This is a genomic window from Candidatus Bathycorpusculum sp. (genome assembly GCF_009778815.1).
In the GTDB taxonomy this organism is placed as follows: Archaea; Thermoproteota; Bathyarchaeia; order Bathyarchaeales; family Bathycorpusculaceae; genus Bathycorpusculum; species Bathycorpusculum hydrogenotrophicum.
In genome coordinates, this window is sequence record NZ_WRFL01000006.1 from 1 (window position 1) to 18891 (window position 18891).

General features: G+C 44.7%; 16 protein-coding genes. 5 read left to right on the top strand and 11 right to left on the bottom strand.

Features of this window, described 5'->3' with window-relative positions; translation table 11 throughout:
- Positions 1-376: 376 nt before the first annotated feature.
- The 4 genes from FWF39_RS02265 to FWF39_RS02280 all read right to left on the bottom strand — a co-directional run bounded on the left by FWF39_RS02265 (position 377) and on the right by FWF39_RS02280 (position 4471).
- Positions 377-1480, bottom strand: coding sequence for a phosphate uptake regulator PhoU (locus FWF39_RS02265; protein ID WP_343381812.1), 1104 nt, complete (start codon positions 1478-1480; stop codon positions 377-379).
- Between the two features lie 159 nt (positions 1481-1639).
- Complete coding sequence (locus tag FWF39_RS02270; protein WP_343381813.1) at positions 1640-2866, bottom strand: NAD(P)/FAD-dependent oxidoreductase; 1227 nt, start codon at positions 2864-2866, stop codon at positions 1640-1642.
- Positions 2867-3300: 434 nt separating this feature from the next.
- On the bottom strand, positions 3301-3966 hold the full coding sequence (queC, locus tag FWF39_RS02275) for a 7-cyano-7-deazaguanine synthase QueC (RefSeq protein WP_343381814.1): 666 nt from the start codon (positions 3964-3966) through the stop codon (positions 3301-3303).
- Entirely contained in the window at positions 3959-4471 is a 513-nt protein-coding gene (locus FWF39_RS02280) for a QueT transporter family protein (RefSeq protein ID WP_343381815.1), read from the bottom strand. Before FWF39_RS02280 ends, queC begins: the two co-directional genes overlap by 8 nt.
- A 301-nt stretch (positions 4472-4772) precedes the next feature.
- On the opposite strand from FWF39_RS02280, the gene psmB reads away from it, so the two are divergent.
- Positions 4773-5417, top strand: a complete 645-nt coding sequence (psmB, locus tag FWF39_RS02285) for an archaeal proteasome endopeptidase complex subunit beta (RefSeq protein WP_343381816.1) — start codon at positions 4773-4775, stop codon at positions 5415-5417.
- Positions 5404-7347: a beta-CASP ribonuclease aCPSF1 gene (locus FWF39_RS02290; protein ID WP_343381817.1), complete on the top strand. Its 1944-nt coding sequence runs from the start codon at positions 5404-5406 to the stop codon at positions 7345-7347. Before psmB ends, FWF39_RS02290 begins: the two co-directional genes overlap by 14 nt.
- A 79-nt stretch (positions 7348-7426) precedes the next feature.
- Here the strand turns inward: FWF39_RS02290 and sepF are convergent, their stop codons facing one another.
- On the bottom strand, positions 7427-8203 hold the full coding sequence (gene sepF / locus FWF39_RS02295) for a cell division protein SepF (RefSeq protein ID WP_343381818.1): 777 nt from the start codon (positions 8201-8203) through the stop codon (positions 7427-7429).
- Between the two features lie 399 nt (positions 8204-8602).
- Between sepF and FWF39_RS02300 the strand changes: the two genes are divergently transcribed.
- Complete coding sequence (locus tag FWF39_RS02300) at positions 8603-8743, top strand: YHS domain-containing protein (protein ID WP_343381819.1); 141 nt, start codon at positions 8603-8605, stop codon at positions 8741-8743.
- A 158-nt stretch (positions 8744-8901) separates the two neighbouring features.
- On the opposite strand, the gene aqpZ is transcribed toward FWF39_RS02300, so the two are convergent.
- From aqpZ to FWF39_RS02315, 3 genes are all read right to left on the bottom strand, one after another.
- Positions 8902-9612 carry an aquaporin Z gene (gene aqpZ / locus FWF39_RS02305; RefSeq protein WP_343381820.1) on the bottom strand — a complete coding sequence of 237 codons (711 nt, stop codon included), beginning with the start codon at positions 9610-9612 and terminating at the stop codon, positions 8902-8904.
- A gap of 471 nt (positions 9613-10083) precedes the next feature.
- Positions 10084-11361: a DUF1015 domain-containing protein gene (locus FWF39_RS02310; RefSeq protein WP_343381821.1), complete on the bottom strand. Its 1278-nt coding sequence runs from the start codon at positions 11359-11361 to the stop codon at positions 10084-10086.
- 123 nt (positions 11362-11484) lie between these two features.
- Positions 11485-12555 carry an aminotransferase class V-fold PLP-dependent enzyme gene (locus FWF39_RS02315; protein ID WP_343381822.1) on the bottom strand — a complete coding sequence of 357 codons (1071 nt, stop codon included), beginning with the start codon at positions 12553-12555 and terminating at the stop codon, positions 11485-11487.
- 298 nt (positions 12556-12853) lie between these two features.
- Here FWF39_RS02315 and FWF39_RS02320 point away from each other — a divergent pair, with 298 nt between their 5' ends.
- Entirely contained in the window at positions 12854-13495 is a 642-nt protein-coding gene (locus tag FWF39_RS02320; protein ID WP_343381823.1) for a hypothetical protein, read from the top strand.
- Between the two features lie 215 nt (positions 13496-13710).
- On the opposite strand, the gene FWF39_RS02325 is transcribed toward FWF39_RS02320, so the two are convergent.
- The 3 genes from FWF39_RS02325 to FWF39_RS02335 form a co-directional block, all read right to left on the bottom strand.
- Entirely contained in the window at positions 13711-13986 is a 276-nt protein-coding gene (locus FWF39_RS02325) for a hypothetical protein (RefSeq protein ID WP_343381824.1), read from the bottom strand.
- Between the two features lie 118 nt (positions 13987-14104).
- Entirely contained in the window at positions 14105-16879 is a 2775-nt protein-coding gene (locus FWF39_RS02330; protein WP_343381825.1) for a DNA-directed DNA polymerase I, read from the bottom strand.
- A 232-nt stretch (positions 16880-17111) separates the two neighbouring features.
- On the bottom strand, positions 17112-17261 hold the full coding sequence (locus FWF39_RS02335) for a hypothetical protein (RefSeq protein ID WP_343381826.1): 150 nt from the start codon (positions 17259-17261) through the stop codon (positions 17112-17114).
- A gap of 155 nt (positions 17262-17416) precedes the next feature.
- Between FWF39_RS02335 and FWF39_RS02340 the strand changes: the two genes are divergently transcribed.
- Positions 17417-18772 (top strand): RsmB/NOP family class I SAM-dependent RNA methyltransferase, encoded by a 1356-nt coding sequence (locus FWF39_RS02340; RefSeq protein WP_343381827.1) that lies wholly within the window; start codon positions 17417-17419, stop codon positions 18770-18772.
- Positions 18773-18891 lie beyond the last annotated feature (119 nt).

Sequence of the window (18891 nt, forward strand, 5' to 3'; positions counted from 1 at the left end):
AATGTTGGTTGATATTGCTAAAAACGCTAAATATTCTATTGTGTGTTTGGCGGCGGTTGAAAAGATCGATGATCAACAAGCGTTAGCTGATATTGCAAAAAATTCCAAATACACTGACGTACGTGAGGCGGCGAATAAAAAATTACAATGCGTATAATGAGCAGATGACTTTCATTTTCCTAACTATTTTTCTATCAATCTACCGATAAACCGTTAACTTGGTGATTTAGTTTTTCTCCGGATTTTTACCTTTAAATAATGGAATACGCTAAAGCTGAGTGACCTTAACTTGGTTGAATTTAATCACAAGCTCTGAATGGATATTTTATCATTTTTGCTTGTAAAAACTGGGTATTTCGGTTTATGTTTTTATGGTTTACTTATATGTCACTGTTGCGCAGAGTTCTTCTGCAGTGAGATTTAGTGTGAGTTCAGATAGGTTTCTAGCGTAATCCATGATGCGTTTAGCGTTGTCAAAGATTAGACGCAGAATCGCTGAAACATTGGGGTCCAGTTTTTTGCTTGAAATCAGCATCATCAGGTCCTTTTCTAGATTCACAAATGTTTCTCGTTTTGAGATAAGCTTCTCTGCATCTTTGTAATCCCGTTTAAACATCGCTTTTACTGCATCTTCATAGAGTTGTTGGGCTTGTGCATAGTAGTTTGTTAATGGTTCATGGATTTCTTCGTCTACGGGCTCTTTTATGAACAGGGTTTGGTTGTCAAGGAGTTTTTGGAAGGCGTTTATGTTGTTGATGATGTTGAGGGCGTTTTCTGCAATGTTTTCGATGTCATTGACGGCTATGCGGTAGAGTAAAAACTCTTTGGGGGTTTGGAGGCCGAGTTCTCGGTGGAGGTTATGTTCGATGCCGTGTTTGAGTTGGCGTATGATGTAGAGTCCGAGTCGGTTCACTTCGTTTCGGGTTTGGATTACGCTTTCTGATAGTGAGGGGTTGGGGTCTGTGAGGGTGGTTATGGCGTTGCGGTTGGCGGATAGTGCCACGATGGACATGCGGCGGACGGCTTTTTCTATGCCAAACTCTGTGTGTTTGATGAAGATCTGGAGGGTGATTTGGTTTGGGGTTTCGTCGATGATTTCTGCGCCTAGGAAGGTGTCGCGGACAAAATTTTTGGTTTCAGTTTTGTATTTTTGGGTGTTTTCTTGGTTTTTGAAGCGGATGTGGATGATGTCGGCACCTATGGTGTAGAGGGCTCGGGTCATACGAAGGGCAGATTTTATATCTTCTTTTTGATCGATGTTTATACTGTATTCTTTGGGTTTGATGGTGGTGTTTTGGGCTTGTTTTTCGGCGATTTTGCGCGGGGTCAATAGGAGAGTGTTGTCGGGTTGAATGTTGAAAGCTATTTCACTGCCCCGTTCCAAGTTTATGTCTTCAACCCAGCCTTTGGGGAGGCTGATGATGTAGGCACCTCTGCCAGTGCATTGGATGCGACGATATCCCAGGTCTTTTTCTGTCATCAACATCACGATATATGTTTCATTTATCTGCCTGATATGATCTTATGCCTTCATATAACTGCTTACCCAAATATATTCATCCTCGGCTACAGCTCTGGTGCCTTTTGTCTAATTTGACGGCAGGTTGTTCAACGGTAGCAACAATAATAGTTGATGCTGTTAGCTGTGGTTGTGGAGGTATAGTAGTCCAAAGTATGCGAGTGCGGCTATCATGGCGGGTTTTGTTGCAACGTTTAGTAGCATTTTGCCTTGGTAGTCGATTTCTGTGACACCGCGCAGGGCTTTGTCGACGCCAAGTTTACTGCATACTCGCAACATCGCATCTAATTTTTCATCGGAGAGTGAATCTAAAAAGTGCCTCAGCTGTAGCATTGTTTTGAAATCAAAACTAAACAACTCTGTACATCGCCTCTGATAGCTCATCAGCGTTTTTACAGAAACATCACCCCTAGTTAGGGCTTGGTTTGCTGTGTTTGCGGCTTCTTTGGCCGCGGTTAAACTAAAGATGACTCCGCCGCCTGTTGTAGGTTTTATTTGTGATGCGCAATCTCCAACTGCTAAAAAGCCGTTGCTGCAGGCCTGTGGTATTGGGCCTCCCAAACTAATTGCGTGATAGTTGGCGTTTAGGATTTTGGCTTTTGAGAGTTGTTTTGAGGCCACGGGGTGTTTGGTCATGAGGCGTTTGAGATAGTTGCGTGGGTCGCCTTGGTTTGTGGCTAGACCTACTTTGGCGGTGCCATCGGGCTTTGGAATAACCCAGCCATAGAATCCTGGTGCATACCCTTTGCCAAAATAAACCTCCACTGCGTGTTTCTCTATGTTTTCTATGTTGTCCATCTCGGTTTCTATGGCATAGACAAGGCCGCTGGGTTTTAGCGGTGTTAGACCGGTTTGGCGCAGAAGTCGTGATGAAATTCCCTCCGCATCTATAACAATGGGTGTACTTAGGTGTGTGTCGGTGTTGTTTGTTTTTACTTTGAGGCCGGTTACGGTGCCTTTTTGTATGAGCAGTGTTTGTACTCGAGAATTTAGTATAAACTCGGCGCCTGCTTTTTGGGCTTGTTTTGCTATGTATTGATCAAGGTATGTTCGGTTTAGGGCTGCGGTGACTGGGCAGTCGAGATGTAAAGTAAATTTGGTGCCGTGTGGCGAATAAAAGTTGGCTGCACAAAACGTATTCTCAACGATGCCCTCTAGGGGATAGAGTCCCAAGGTTTTGAGACTTCGAATGCTGATATGTCCGGCACAGTGAGCAGGTTGCCCGATTTGGGGATGTTCTTCAAAAACTACTGTTTTTATGCCGTGCTTTGCTAGTTGGAGTGCTGTATAGGAACCGGCAGGTCCAGCGCCAATAACTGCTACCTGCGGGGAGTTTTGTGTATTCATCACATTTACTTTGTCCGCTTCTTATATAACCGTAGACTGCTTGTCTGTTTTTTTGTGCCGGATCATTTGTGGTGAATTGTTGTTGTTATCTTGGTTATTTCTGACAGTGGTTGGTGTTTTGATTGTTGGTGTTGTTATTGGTGGGTTATTTTGGTTTGATTGTGTTTTGTTGGGTTGCGTGTGTGTTTGGTTGTTGGTTTCAAAAGAATTATTAGTTAGTATTGAGTCTTTATAGTCGGCAATTTGGACAGTGCGGCATCATAATTCACCATATCACCTGACGATTTATAATAATCCGCTCTGTCCAAATTTCCAATATCTGTATTAATTTGCTATGTGGGTTAATATATTTTTGCAAATAGGTGTACTTACTATAGTATATTGTACTAATTATGATGTATTATACTGACTTAGTATATTTGCGCTAATTCTTGTTATTCTGTGCTTGTTCTGTATTTTGTAGGGTCAGCGGTACCTGTTGCGGTGAAGGCTTTTCTGCGATTAACGCAAGCTTCACATTTGCCGCAATGTATGGCCCCATCAAGATAGCATGACCACGTAAACTCAAACGGAACACCTAACTTGCGGCCTTCCTCTATGACCTCAGATTTGAGTTTATTACTAAAAGGGGCCTCTATGCTAATTTTCCGCTCAGTTCCCAGTTGAGCGGCTTTCTCAAAAGCTTCATAGAACTCACGCCTGCAGTCAGCATAACAAGCCTCATCAGAACCCTGCGCACCATAGAAAACCTGATCTGCACCCACCGTTATAGCATATGCAACAGCCGCAGAGAGAAAAATCGCATTACGAAAAGGCACGATGATAGAATCGCTAAACTCTGAGGTAAGGGGAATATCACGGCTCACCAAAGACGACGCACCCCCATAGATATCTCTGAGCGCAGAGAGATCAATGACTTTGGTGGTGGTATTGAGCGCCTGCGCAATTTTTTGCGCGGCTAGAGTTTCTTTGAGTGCAATTTGACCATAATTAAAGGTCAACGGATAGATTTGATAACCCTGAGCTTTAGCCCAATACGCAACAACCGCCGAATCCAAACCCCCACTTAACACAACCACACACTTTTTACTATCACGCATATTTTTCGCCTCTGTTAAACCATTGTTCAAACACGCCAATTCGCTTAAGAACCATAAACACCGGCCATCCAAGAGCTACACTTGCTATGATGTTTCCCAGCATAACATATGCCATCGTGGCTAGCAATGGTGCGTTCCACACATAGTTGAGCATCCACCCAACTGTCACTCCCAAGACCACCGAATAGGCAATGCAGGTTCCAATGACTGTGTAATCATTTTTTGTGCGTTTATAGACATAGAAAACTATGAAAGACATAGCCAAAGATGGTATAGTGTTCAGCAGGTCGATAGGGCCAAGTTGTGAGTACAAATTGGCAACAAAAACGCCCATGGCCTGTCCAAAAACCCCTGCTATGCCCAAAAGCGGCACTGACGCAAGCATCACATTAGCCACGCGAACTTGAATGGCTCCATAAGATATAGGCTCAAAAAAAACGGCCAGCGCCACATAGAGGGCACCATATACTGCTATTACTGCTAAATCTTTAGTTTGTATCTTCAATTATATTTGCCTCCCTGATCCGGGTTTTATTTTTATTGGCGGAACGGATGGGAGACTTCACTCACCCGCCAATTGGCTGACTCAAAGATTGGGCATCTTAAAAACATTTAGGATAGCGCGATTCTAAAAAGGTGGTTAGTTGTTCTGATGGTGCAAAAAACCCAGATAGGGTCTCTGGTCTCAAAAGCTTTCTCTGTTTTTCTTTGGCGAAATATTAATTAGGTTCACAGAAAGATTACATGGTGCATCTTCCTTGAGTGGATGGCATTCCGCAAAACGGAGTTTTAGGGAGCACAAAACTATGTCACAAAATAATCCAGCTAATGAATTAGTCCTTAAGGGAACAACTACTATAGGCGTAGTCTGTACAGACGGGGTGATCTTGGCCTCTGATACCCGTGTAACTATGGGTTACTATATTGCTCATACGGCAGGCAAAAAAGTCTACAAAATCGACGATCATATCGGCATGACTATTGCTGGCACAGTTGCTGATGCCCAACGCGTAGTAGACATCCTAACTGCTAATGCGCATCTATACAAAATCAACATGAACCGCCCCATCCCTGTGGCTTCAGCTGCACGATTAGTAGCCAATCTACTCTTCTCCGCACGCTACATCCCCCTCTCAACTCAAGTTCTTGTTGGCGGCATTGACGATACCGGCTCCCATGTCTTCAACTTAGACCCCTATGGTAGCCTACATGAGGAAAAAATGATATCCACCGGTAGCGGCTCACCTGTTGCACTTGGTGTATTGGAAGACAAATTCAAAGAAAACAGCACCATAGCTGAAACTCTGCCAATTATCGCTCGAGCTGTTAACGCCGCTATGAAACGCGACGTAGCCTCAGGCAACAACTACAACATCATAGTTATCAACCAACACGGTTATACAGAGTTAACCACCGAAGAGAAAGCTAAACTGTTGCATGCAGGAAGTTAAAACTGTGGCACGAACCCAAGAAAAAGAAAAAGACAAAATCGAAATAAGCCAATACATCCTTCAAAAAGTTCCCCGCGAAGCAGAAGTTACCCGTATAGAATACGAAGGTCCTATGCTCGCGGTCTACACTAAACGCCCCGAAATTTTAGTCGACCAAAGCAGCATCGTAGCTGAAATCGTCGGCGTCATCCGCAAAAGAATCGTCATACGGCCAGACCCCTCTGTTCGCATACCCGAGGTAGAAGCCGAAAAAATAACCCGCGAACTCATCGCACCCGAAGCTGAAATAACCGACATAAACTTTGACCCCAGCCTCGGCGAAATCATAATCGAAACCAAAAAACCCGGCCTAGTTATCGGCCGAAACGGCGCCGTTCTCCAAGAAATCATAAAAAAAACCAAATGGCGCCCCCACATACTACGCAGTCCTCCCATTAAATCCAAAATCGTTACCCATATGCGTCACTACCTCCACTCGGAGAGTAAAGAACGCGAACGCATCCTGCGCACCGTGGGCGAACGCATTTTCCGACCCAAAACCTACGACGTAGGAGACATACGCCTCACAGTATTGGGCGGTGCCCAAGAAGTCGGACGATCATGCTTTCTGCTAAAAACCCGCGAAAGTAGCGTACTTCTAGACTGCGGCATTCACCCCGGCAGTAACCGTCCCTTTGAATCCTTCCCAAGATTTGACTCCCCCGAATTCCAAATGGACTCCCTTGACGCGGTAGTCATCAGCCACGCCCACCTCGACCACTGCGGTCTAGTTCCGTTTCTCTACAAATACGGCTATGACGGGCCCGTCTACTGTTCTGCCCCAACCTCCAATCTGATGACCATGCTCCAACTCGACTACCTCGATGTCGCCAACAAACAAGGCGTCGCCCAACTCTACGACCAAAAAGACGTCCGCGAATGCGTCCTACATACTATCCCCCTAAGATTTGGCGTCGTTACCGACATCGCACCTGATATCCGACTAACTCTTCATAACAGCGGCCACATTCTAGGCGGCGCCATGGTACACCTCCACATAGGCGAAGGTTTACACAACATCGTCTACACCGGAGACTACAAATTCGGACGCACCATGCTCCTAGAAGCTGCCGCAACAGAATTCCCACGCATCGAAACCGTCATAACCGAATCTACCTACAGCGGACCCGATGACATTGTACCTTCCAGAGTTGAAGCAGAAGAAGCTATAACCAAAGTCATTAATCAAACCCTTGAACGCAAAGGCAAAGTCCTCATACCAGTCCCTGCGGTCGGACGCGCACAAGAAATCATGCTAGTCATTGATGGCTATATGAAACGTGGTATGATGAAAGAAGCACCTGTATTTATCGAGGGTATGATAAGCGAAGCCACAGCCATCCACACAGCCTATCCCGAGTATTTGGGCCGAGAAGTTCGCCACAGCATCCTTCACGAAGAAGTCAATCCCTTCCAATCCGACTACTTTACCATTGTTGATCACCCCCGCCAACGCTCAAGCATAATGGACGGCGACCCATGCATCGTCTTGGCAACAAGCGGTATGCTCGAAGGTGGTCCAGTCATTGAGTACTTCAAGACCTGGGCCTCAGATGAGCGCAACTCGATCATCTTTGTCAGCTACCAGATCGAAGGAACCATGGGCCGACGCGTACAGAAAGGCATAGGTGAGGTTACCATGATGGACAACGAAGGCAAAATGGTTGCCCTAAGCGTCAAGATGGGCGTAAACACCATAGAGGGCTTCTCAGGTCACAGCGACCGCCGACAGCTAGTCAACTACCTCACACATCTCTCACCTAAACCTGAACGTATCTTTGTTGTTCACGGCGAAAAACAAAAAACCATAAACTTTGCCGGTTTTCTGGACAATAAAGCAGGCATAAACACAGTGGTTCCCGCACCGTTAGAAACCTTTAGACTTCTATAGTGTGGTTCATTGCTACTGCCAACTGGCGCAGGAGTTTTCTCCCGCCCCTTCTAATATTTTTAGACTACCCTTAGACATCTTAGGCTACTGTGGGCAGTGGTTCATTGCTACTGCCAACTGGCGCAGGAGTTTTCTCCCGCCAAATTCTAATATTTTTAGGGCAAACAACTACTCGTTCTTCCCCTAGGCGTGCAATGTCTCCGCCGCTGGTTTCTGCAAACTCAAAAAGATCATTTACGGCTTTTTTTACATCTTCTATATTTTTGCCGGCCAGAGGTGTAACACGTAAAATAATTATATTTCCTTCACTGACTTCTGCTTTGACTTTTTCGGTATCTGAGAGATCCTTTAGCGGCATAGCCTTTAGATAGGCCTTACTTGGTGCTTCTACTGGAGCTAGAACTTCTGGCTTCTCAGCAGTCGGTTCAACAATTGGAGCCTCCGCAACAGGGGGCTCTTGTGGTTGGTCTTCTTGGGCAGGCAGTGCCTCTTCGGGTTCTTGTGACTTTTGTGTGTCTTCTATGGGTGTATCAAAATTTTCTTCTTGCACAAATGGGGCGGGCTCTGTTTCTTGGGGTTCGCTGGGGTTATTGTTATCTACTATGACGTTTGTTATTTGAGCAGGTAGCTCGGGTTCTTCTGGTTCTTGAGGCGTTGAGAGGGTTTCTTGTCTGTTTGATTGTTCAAATGGTGCGTTTTCCTCTTCTTCTTCGTAGTTGGTGGTGGTTTGAGTGTTGGGCATCTCTGTGGTTTCTTGGGGTTGAGTGGTGTATTCTGGCGACTGGGTTTCATCTTGGGGAGCTGTGGAAAGCGGTTTGTCTTCGGATTTTTTTTTGCGGAATAGATTGAACGGCATACTTTTTCCTCTCAACCTCATTTATTGATAGTTCTACAGTTAAGCGTTTCTTTATTCAAGTTCGCTCTGTTAGTTATAGGTAGATTGTTGTACCCTCAATATTTGATTTGCGTATTAACACGCATGTCTTTGTGCTTTATTGTTGTCATTATTTGTTTGATCAGAAACTAAACTCTGTGTAGTTGTAATTTTTTTAGGCTGGCAGTTTTTCATGGTTATGTGGGTGGTTTGTTTGGGGGTGTTTGTTTTTTCTTAGGTTGTGTTTTGTTTTTTATTAGTTTGTTTTATGTGTCTGTTTAAAACTTGTTTTACTGTCGGTGTTTTTAAACTTGGTTTACCGCTAGCCATAATAGGGGGCAAGTAGCTTCAGTTGTTGAGGCTTTAAGACACCTGATGTCAATGCGTGATCCCGTTTGCGGTGCAGTTCTCGACGAGAATACTGCAAAGTTTAAGATATCTTATGAGGGCGATACCTATCATTTCTGCAGTTTGGTCTGTAAGAAACGTTTTAAGCGTCAGCCCACAAAATTCGTCAAATAACCATTTTTTACTTTAACTTTGTTGTGCTTTAGTACCCTATTTTAGATTTTATCCTGATTGTTGGATAAAGTTTTGTGGTGTGGTAATAACTTTTGTGAGGGGGTTGGTTGGTTTTGTGTGTTGTTTAGGAGTTAAAAAAAGAAGAGGGTGTTAGTTGTTTATTTTTTGAAGATTTTCCAGACGAGGGCTGCTAGGATGCCGCCGATGATGGGTGCTACCCAGAATACCCAGAGTTGGCTCAGTGCGGTGGTGCTGTCAAAGATGGCCGTTATGAGTGCTGGTCCTAAGCTTCTTGCAGGGTTTACTGATGTTCCGGTGAGGGGTATGCCGACTAGGTGGACAAGGGTCAGTGTTAAGCCGATGGCTATGCCTGCAAAGCCTTTGGGTGATTTTTCATGTGTTGCGCCGTGTACGGCTAAGACGAAGATGAATGTTAGTACGATTTCTGCAATTAGGGCTGGAACTAGGCCAAAGCCGTTGTTTGATGTGGAAAAGGAGTTTTGTCCTAGGCCATTGTATGCGATGTTGTAGCCTGGGTTGCCGGATGCGATTATATAGAGTATGCCTGCACCTATGGTTGCGCCTATGCTTTGGAATGCGATGTAGAATGCGGTGTCGCGTGCGTCGATTTTGCCTGCGACAAACATGGAGATGGTGATGGCTGGGTTGATGTGGCATCCGCTGATGCGGCCAAAGGCGTATGCCATTGCTATGACGGAGAGACCAAATGCGAATGCTACGCCTAGGTTGCCTATGGTGCTGCCTGCGATGACTGCGCTACCGCAGCCCATGATTACTAGAATCATGGTGCCGATGAGTTCTGCGGTGTATTTTGCGATTGGTGTATGTGGGGTTTCTTCGTGTGTCATTTGTTTTGCCTCATTTTTATTACTGTTAAGTTATGTATCTTAATAAATAGTTGGGGTGTGTTGCGATGTGTCATGTTTTCTCCTCAATTATAAAATACAATCGGACAAAATCCGTTTTATATAGATAGCGTCTCAAACAGCGCTGACTGAGTGGACAATATTACTATCTACAACAGATAATCTCACGATATACCTGAAGTATGCCGCATAATATGGCAAAAACACGATATTACAACTAAAAACAAATTAATTGAAGATGTGTACGCTTTGCGTGGTGGATTGTGAAAAATAATTCAGATCCTTGTTACTCTAAGTATTTAGGGCCAATACAACCTGCCACAAACCATGCCGCCCAAAACAATATGCAAATAAAAAAATATTGTACATCAATCACCTGCCCTATCATATTTTCGTATATGGCATTGGCATATAGATGCCAACATATATGCTAACTAAACTCGGATATACTGCTTACAGTTTTTCTCCAACAGAAATATCCATAAGCACCAACCCCGAGACAAGCTTAGGGTAGAAATCAGTACTTTTTTCAGGCAAAAGCTCATGCTGCACCGCAATCTCAGCCACAGTCTTCGCCGGAATTGGATTAACCAAAAAAGCCATTGATGCCTCCCCACTATCTACTCTTGCAAGCGCATCCTTAGTCCAGCGCTCATAGAGTATGGTATCATCAAGATCTAACTGACCCGTTTTTAAAACCTGCCTAAAAACGATATCCCGAAGAATAATAACATCAAAAACCTTGGTTTCCCTAGAAACATACGCCTCAATAAACTCATAAACGGTGCTATCATGCTTAAGCGTTAACCCACAGGCTTTCTTGCCATCATAAACACAAAACGCATGCTCCCCAACACGACTACCCAAAAACGCCTCAATAGCCTTTGCCGTAGGCTCGATTTCCTCTATCCCAAAGAAACAACTAAACCCCTCTAACACCTCAGGAGTCAGCTTATAATTCTTTAGTAGCCTATGCGTGGGCAAAACAATCACGCCCTCCTCCTGAACAGGCACCATATAGCACATATAAAAATTAAACGCATCTTCCTCAGTCCAGTTGCCCCTAGCACGCATTTCATCTCGATACGCTATAGCGCTCTCATAACGATGATGACCATCATTTATCACCATGCTTTTTTGCTCAAAGATAGCTTGAAGATGCTGAATTTTTTGTGGATCTGAAACCTTCCAAATCGTGTGCTCCACACCCAAAGCATCCGTAACCTCTACAATAGGCTCCGTTTTTGTTGCCTCATCCATAAAGTGAATAGTCTGGGCTTGTGGATCTTGATACATAAGAAAAACTGGCTCTAAGTCTTTCTGTACATTGCGCAACATATTTAACCGATCGGCCTTAGGTGCCTTGTAGGTAGCTTCATGAGGATAAACCATATTTTCACTATACGGATAGAGCCTCAAAGCCGCGATTATGCCAATCCGACTATACTGTTTGCCGTCTAGGTGGAATTTTTGTCGGCTAACAAAAATCGCTGGTTGCTCTTCTTTGCTCAGAACTTGCTCCTCTAACCATTGACTGACTCGCTGTTGAGCGATTTCGTATTTGTTTTCTTCTAAGGGTAAGATAAGCCGACAGAAATTGTAAGGTGAGAGTGCATAGTAGGCTCTCTGTTGAGCAGTGTCGATTTTATCGTAAGGTTGAGTTATAAGATCTGCGGGGTTGCCTGCTTTTGGTGTATAGGTTAGAGCTCTAAAGGGTCGAATGTCAACCAAGAGACGTCACTTTCTGAGGTTAGTTTTTCTAGCACATTTATAATGTTGTGGGTTATTTGTATGCTTGCCCGATGCTAAATCTCCTTTATCAGCGATTTTATCGCTGACAAGGATCTTGTAGCTCTATAATTCCCATATTTCATCGATTAGTGCCAAGACCTCTTCTATACCCTGCAGATTCCACTCGCCCATGTGGCCGATTCGGAAGGTTTTATCCGCTAATTTGCCATAGCCAGCACTTATAAGATAACCCCGCTCGCCTAGTTTCTGGTTTAGGGCTTTAACATCTCTGCCGTCGCTGTTTATGCAACTCACCGTTATGGATTCATATCCCGCTTCGGGGAACATACTGAAATGCTTCTTAGCCCATGTCTGGGTATAGTTTGCCATATCTTGATGACGAGCACAAACCCTATCATAGGTCTCCTCAAGAAGCAGATCTAGGCGTTTGTTTAGTGCATAGAGCAGTGATACATTGGGTGTGAAAGGTGTTTGGTGCTTCTTTTCAAACTCAAAAATATCCACTAAATCGGTGTAGGCCCCTCGGTTTGGCACCGCTTTAGCACGTTCTATGGCCCGATCACTAACCAAGCCAACTGCTAAACCCGGGGGTAGTGCAAAACATTTCTGGGTAGACCCAAATACGATGTCACAGTTGAAATCTTGTGGCAAAGTTTTGTCCCCTGCCATAGATGAAACTGCATCCACCGCAAAAATGACCTCTGGAAACTCTTCCCTAGCACGCTTACCAATCTCCGCAATGGGACTACGCACACCTGTACTGGTTTCATTGTGACATACCGTTAGCGTATCATATTTGTCTGCGGCAAGCTTTTCTAAAACATCCTCTGGTTTGATGGCTTGCCCCATCTCAACTTTGAAAACATCTGTTTGTTTACCACACGCCGCCAGCGTTTGTGCACAACGCTCTGAGAAGGCTCCGTTGACACATGCAAGAGCTTTCTCTTTAGCAACACTTCGGCCCAATATATCAAACCAAAGCGATCCTGACCCTGTGGTAACTGTCGGCTTATACTCAGCCGGCAGTTCAAAGAACTTGGAGAGTTTGTCGGTTATTCCGCCGTATAGGTCTGAGAACGCTTTTTCTCTATGACCAATTAAATATTGGGTTTGTTCTTGAAGTATTTCCTTACTAACTTCTGTAGGACCCGGAATCAAGAGTTTCTTATGCATAGCTTACCCTCAGCCAAAAAAACCGGCTCTGAAGATATAAGCCTTATGCGCTAGAAACCCCCTAAGCTGTCAAACTCTGCCCTTAACTCTCACGAGCGTAGTTTTTTTGTTGATGTCTTGGCAAAATAGCTGATGTTCTGCTTTGTTTATTCTCTTGCGGTATAGTGGCGGCACTTGTTCCTGCACTGTTTGTCCTCTCTTTTGCTGTTTGGTTTGTTCAACCATACCCAAATATGCGTACGCTTTTTTGGGTAATTACTCTTAAATAAGTAACATGAATGTTGAATCTTGAAACACCTTGGACACCAAAAAACTTACCCTAACCATAGTCTTTGCCGCCATAGCAATTACCCTAAACCCTGCCATAACCCATCTCTCAGTCCCAGCACCATTTGACCCCGGACTCTTCTACCAAATATGGGAAATCCCAATAGTCATAGCCCTTCTAATAATCAGCCCCATATCTGGCATAGCCGTATGCCTGCTAAACACAAGTGTCCTCTTTATTCTCTTTCCCGGAGCACTCCCAACCGGACCACTCTACAATATGCTCGCTTGCCTATCCATGCAAGCCGGCATATATGCAACAATAGTCATCGGCAAAAAAGTACACGCCCACAAAAACCCCCAAACCAGCCTCCTTGCCAGTATCAAATGGCTCACAGCCGCAACAACAATAGGCATCTTAACCCGTACAACATTTATGACAATAATACACTACTTCGCACTACCCCAACCACCTCCAATAGGCTTTGGATTAAACCCAGTCCTCACAAACGCCTTTCTACCCCTATCAGCTCTATTCAACGCAACACTAGCACTATACACCATACCCCTAAGCTGGATAATTGCACACCAAATCCAAAAGGCACTACACCTAACCCTGCCCAGAAATAGCAACATAACAAAATTAAAAAGTTACAAACCTGCCCTGAACTAAAACATGTACTCTATTTTACCCACCTCACGTACAATACTGATCAAAAATAAAAAAGAACAAGAACAAATTGGAAAAAGCAAAAAGAAAACAACAAAGCATCAAAACAATACCTTAGAAAATATACCTAACTACTCATTAATCATAAAATAAAATACGCTCGCTATGTTAACTACTATGTATTGATGTGAAGAACACAATTTCTTATTATTGGCGTGTTAGTCGTCCTCGGCGTCTTCTTTAGCTAATTCATCTGCGGTTTCATCAGTGTGGCTAATAGCGTTTCTGAGGGTTTGTTTTTTGCTGGGTGGTTCTTCTTGGCGTCCACGCATAAAGCCTTCTTCGGCTGCTGTTATTTCATCGTCATCAAGCATCTCGTTACGTTCATCTGCATTGTAGATATCATCGGTCTCATAGAGTCGGTCTTCTTTTTCGGGTGGCGGCCCATCGTAGAAATAGGGCGGCGCTTTTTTACCTACTACTTTTTTACTCATAGATCATCACTATAGAATTAGCCGGTTTATACCAACTTTTGGAGAGTGTGTTGTTATTTTTATGGATATGTGACTAACCCAAATAGTCACAATTCGAATTTACCCACTCAAAAGTTAGCTAAGCACCTAAGAAGCTTGCCAGTCTGGTTAATCCGATGATTTCTTCATAATTTAGGCCTAGCGCGTCTAGGACTTGGTCAAAGGTGGATTGGAGGTAGGCGATGTATTTCTCTGTGTCTACTTCGTTGCGGCTTGCTAGTTCGACGGGTTTTACGCCTGAATTATCTTCGCTTCCCTGGCGAACAGATGAGGACTTGATAACTTTAACAAAACTGATGAGATCGCCTGCTCGGAGGTCTTTGCCGCTTTTCTGCAAAATACGCGCGGCTTTTACATGCTGGGGGGTTGTTTTGGTGTAGTGTGATAGGTCGTCGCCTAAAACTACATGGAAGGCAAGTTCGCTGTTGTCTTTCCATTCTCTGCGTTTGAGGGTTTGATGGCGCTCTCGAACGATGGCGGCGATGTCTTTTCGTGCTTTCTCGAAATCCTCGGGGGTTTTGACTTGTGCGAGCCGTTCTTTCATTTGGTTAAAGGCGTCTTTTATAAACAACGGGATGTGTTTTTTCTTGCCTGTTAGGCCTTTGACATCCACCATGCCGTTTTCGAGTACCCCTAAATAGTTTTTTTTGCGAGAACTAAACACGGCATAGCGATATGTTTTGTCTACGTCGATGCCCATGCCTAATTCTTGTTCGGTGTAGCGCATGACTTCATCGATTTGTTCTTTTGTAGGGTTTTTGAGAAATAAGCTGTCGGTGTCGCCGTAGAGAACCTGGATCCCAACGGTGTGGCAGTGGTTGAGTATTTGGGTGATGCTGTAGCGTCCGATAGCTGCGGTTGCTTCGGCGACTGGGGGACAGTAGAGATCAAAGCTATCGGCTCCAAATACGCCATAGCTGGCGTTTAAGATGACTTTGAGTGCTCCTTGGGCGATGCCATACCAGCTGCGCAATTCCGGGGGCAGGGTTTTGTCTTTGGCTCGGTTTTTGTACCAGTTTACTCGTAGGTCACGTAAAGAGCCAATTAGGAGGCTTTCTAGGGCTCTTTTTTCGGTACATACCCAGTGTTGGGTGTCGGGGATGGTGCGTGTGCGGCAGTTGGGGTGGTTGCAGCAGATGGATTGGTAGCCTAGGTTCCAGACTTTGATGATTGAGGGGTATAGGCTGGGAAAGTCCATCACAGCAACATTGAAGTGAACCCCTGGGGTGGGTTCGACGACTATGGCGCCTTTGTATTTTTTGCCTTTGATGACTGCGGTGGTGCTGGTTTTGCCTTTTTTGGTGAGGATGTCTTCTGCGTTTGGGATGAGCATGCCGCGGTTGCGGTGTTCGCGTTGCAAAAAGTTGCGTATCCAGCGGCTAACTCCTTGGCGGCTGACGTCTTCGATGGGCATGCTTGCGATTCGGGCTAACACCAAGATCAGCTTCATTGCTGAGTCATTGTCGTGGCTTGTGAGTTTGTAGGTGATTTCACTGTCCCGTAAACAATACGCTGCAAGCTCACTATAGTTGAGATCGCCAAAATTTTTGTCGAGATGAATTTTTTGGGTGCCAATTAAGGCAGTGCCGACGTCGTCTAGGCTGACGTCTTTGTATTTACCGCCATAAGCATAAATCTGTACTGAGCGGTTGAAGAAAAACTTGTAGAGATCCACATGTATACCATAACGAATCATACACACGCGTTTGCTGATATCTATGGGGATCTCTTTTCTTTGTGATCCCAAGTTGTAGGCGCGATGAGCAAGATAGCGCAGATCAAAGTCATCGCCGTTAAAGGTTAGAATGAAGGGGTAATCGTTTAGAACTTCAAAGACCTTGCGTAGCAACTCTTCTTCGGTTTCACAGTACTCAACTGTTATGCCCCTAGTTAATTCGGGATCGCCTTGTTGGTGGTCTTCGCGTTTAAGTATGAGTACTCTTTTTTCGCCATCGCTGCTATAGATGGAGCAGGCAATAACCGGACAGGCCCCTTCGCGTGCATCTGGCACTCGATTAACAAGAGGAGAGTACACTTCAATGTCTATAGCGGCCCGGCGAAAACTAGGTGCTGAGGTCTCAAGCAGTTGAGCCCACATCATAGCATATTGCGCATATTCTTGCTCAGCTTGTGTGCGGCAGTCTTTGAAGAGCTCCCTGATTTTGTTTAAATTTTCTGTGGCTTGCTCATCAACAACTGGAACAAGGGTGCCATCTTGGATTTTATAGGGCATACCTGGCAAAAGGTGGTTGTCGTAGATGTAGGATTGATAATACTTAATCTTGGATTCCCAGATTTTGGTGTCGCTATCTCGAATATTGCCCCCTATAACTTTGGGGTAATCCTCGGGGATGATGTCGCGTATGGTTCCTGAGGCTCGGCCTCCAATGGCTAGGGGATCTTTAACAACAATTTTTGTAACTTGGATAGTTCTATCGTTTAGGGGATCCTCTCGGGTCTCAGTTTCAAAGCGCTCAAACCCCTCATGACTGGTGACGCGCTCAAACTTTTCTAGGTCTTCTTTTTGGAGGCTGGTTAAACAGTACGGTTTATGATCTGTGTTATCATACCAAAAGTAAAGTTGCCCCGACTTGGGATCATACAACTTTACAACAGCTTTTTTCTGTCTCCCATCATAGGATGCTGAAACAAAATAAGCAAGCTCCAAATTCTGCGGAGCCAAAGGCGGAAACTGGCGAGGTTTTCTCTCCTTAGGTATAGTTGCCTCAACAATCTCTTCTTTAGGTGCCTCGATTGGCGCTTGGGGCACTATGGGGGGCGCTTCTGTTTTAACGCTTTCTTTCTGCGGCGATTTAACTACCGGACCAAACCAATTGTCTAGTGGTGTCGCCATCCCGTTTTCCCTTGCCAAATATGTTACAAAGAGACTAAAATGTCTAGTGACAAATAAACCCCAAACAATCTGATAAAACTACAAAAAAATAAAATTAACCCCGACCTAAAACTATAGACCTGAATAGAAAAGAAACGGGATTTTACTGCACAACATGCTCATGACTGATCAGCACAAAGTTTAGTCCTCCACCGTATGCGAGTTTCAGCTTACTGCTTGTGGTTGCCAGCAGTTATCTTTCTTCTTCTTGTTCGAATTCTTTGCCTTCCCTTATGAGTTCACGGACACGGGGACCACCCTTAGCGCCGCCTCTTTTGCCTGCTTCTTGAACCGTCATTTTTCCTCTATTCAAGTCCGTTTCTTCTCGAATCCTTTTTGACAACTACATGTCACCTCCATCCAATTATGGAGCTCGTCCAAGAACACAACACAACACCACGGAAAATTCATAAACATATGTGGCTGATGACCTGAAGTAACAGATTCTGAGAATTCCCTTATTTAGGACGCCGTCTTTGCTTTGAGTGTGATGAAAATTTGCTACGGGAAGCTTGGACCATTGCAATCGAAACCCTAAGCTGGATGGAGATCCGCCGGCTAAATGAACGCTCCGCACTAATGCGTACCACAAAACAACTAGGCATAAAAGACGCTGGAGCCATCCGCCTAGCATATGGTCTTGTCGTTGAAACCACCCGCCGCAAAAACCTCATCGACAAATTCATAAACTCTATAATCTCACCCAAAAAAATCGGCGAATACAACCAGGGTCTGCAGGCATTTCTACGCCTCTACGTATATCAAACCCGAGTTGTTAAAAACTGGAACAAACTCCCCATAAAAGAAGCCGAATCCATCGCAAGCATGGGCCGCTCAATACTGGGCTGGCAAACCATACGCGAAGCCGAATCCATCTTGGGCTTTCTCCTAACCCGCCCACTTACCCCAATCATAGAAACCACCAACGAAACTGAGCGCATCGCCCTTGAAACCTACCATCCAACCTGGTTTGTAGATTACTGCATCAACCTCTTTGGCAAACAAGAAGCAGACACCTTTCTCAAAGGAAGTCTCACCCCACCGCCAACCTACATCCGCCTAAACACCCTAATTGCATCCGAAGCAGACATTCTAAAAAAACTCACAGCAGAGAACATCAAACTCGAAAAAGCCCAACCCCTAAACTACACCTACCAAGTCATAGACCAAAAAACCCCCCTAAACACCTCCCCAAGCCTCAAAGCCGGCCTACTCTATGTACAAGACAAAGCCAGCTGCTTTGCCGCTCAAGCCGCAAACCCCACCCCTAACAACACCGTATTTGACATCTGCGCAGCCCCCGGAGCCAAAACAACTTTTCTTGCCCAACTCATGCAAAACCAAGGTAGCATAATCTCCATAGACTTCTCAGCTAAACGTATGCATACCTGGCAAAAAGAAACAAACCGCATGAAAGCCAAAATCGCCCAACCCCTAGTCACAGACGCCCGCATATCAATTCCACTTACAGGCGAAGCCGATATAGTTATTCTCGACCCACCCTGCACCAGCTCCGGCGTATTTGCTAAACAACCCTCAGCAAAATGGCGTCTGAGCCCAAAATCCATAGCCAACATGAGCCAAATCCAACAACAAATGATCAACAACTCCGCCCAAAAAGTCAAAACCGGAGGCATCCTAACATACTCCACCTGCAGCATAACCCTAGAAGAAAACGAAGGCGTAATCGCACAATTCCTAAAAGAACACCCCAACTTTAAACTAATCCCAATAACCCCCGAATTCGGCTCACCCGGACTAGCAGGCCTAACAGAATGCCGACGCCTCTACCCCCACATCCATCAATGCAACGGCTTCTTCATAGCCAAACTCCAAAAAACCTCACCAACATAATAATCAAAGTTAAACCATCCAGACTTTGGGCAATCTATCATTCGCTAATTATCTGCTGGTAATTGAAATAATGAATAATTCGGAAATTTGATGAATTAATATTAAATTTGAGGAAGTAC

What these genes read in the sequence shown, in the direction of transcription:
- FWF39_RS02265 (WP_343381812.1), bottom strand. Translation starts at nt 1,480, where the DNA reads ATGACAGAAAAAGACCTGGGATATCGTCGCATCCAATGCACTGGCAGA.
- psmB (WP_343381816.1), top strand. Translation starts at nt 4,773, where the DNA reads ATGTCACAAAATAATCCAGCTAATGAATTAGTCCTTAAGGGAACAACT.
- FWF39_RS02325 (WP_343381824.1), bottom strand. Translation starts at nt 13,986, where the DNA reads ATGAGTAAAAAAGTAGTAGGTAAAAAAGCGCCGCCCTATTTCTACGAT.
- queC (WP_343381814.1), bottom strand. Translation starts at nt 3,966, where the DNA reads ATGCGTGATAGTAAAAAGTGTGTGGTTGTGTTAAGTGGGGGTTTGGAT.
- FWF39_RS02315 (WP_343381822.1), bottom strand. Translation starts at nt 12,555, where the DNA reads ATGCATAAGAAACTCTTGATTCCGGGTCCTACAGAAGTTAGTAAGGAA.
- sepF (WP_343381818.1), bottom strand. Translation starts at nt 8,203, where the DNA reads ATGCCGTTCAATCTATTCCGCAAAAAAAAATCCGAAGACAAACCGCTT.
- aqpZ (WP_343381820.1), bottom strand. Translation starts at nt 9,612, where the DNA reads ATGACACACGAAGAAACCCCACATACACCAATCGCAAAATACACCGCA.
- FWF39_RS02290 (WP_343381817.1), top strand. Translation starts at nt 5,404, where the DNA reads ATGCAGGAAGTTAAAACTGTGGCACGAACCCAAGAAAAAGAAAAAGAC.
- FWF39_RS02270 (WP_343381813.1), bottom strand. Translation starts at nt 2,866, where the DNA reads ATGAATACACAAAACTCCCCGCAGGTAGCAGTTATTGGCGCTGGACCT.
- FWF39_RS02330 (WP_343381825.1), bottom strand. Translation starts at nt 16,879, where the DNA reads ATGGCGACACCACTAGACAATTGGTTTGGTCCGGTAGTTAAATCGCCG.
- FWF39_RS02300 (WP_343381819.1), top strand. Translation starts at nt 8,603, where the DNA reads ATGCGTGATCCCGTTTGCGGTGCAGTTCTCGACGAGAATACTGCAAAG.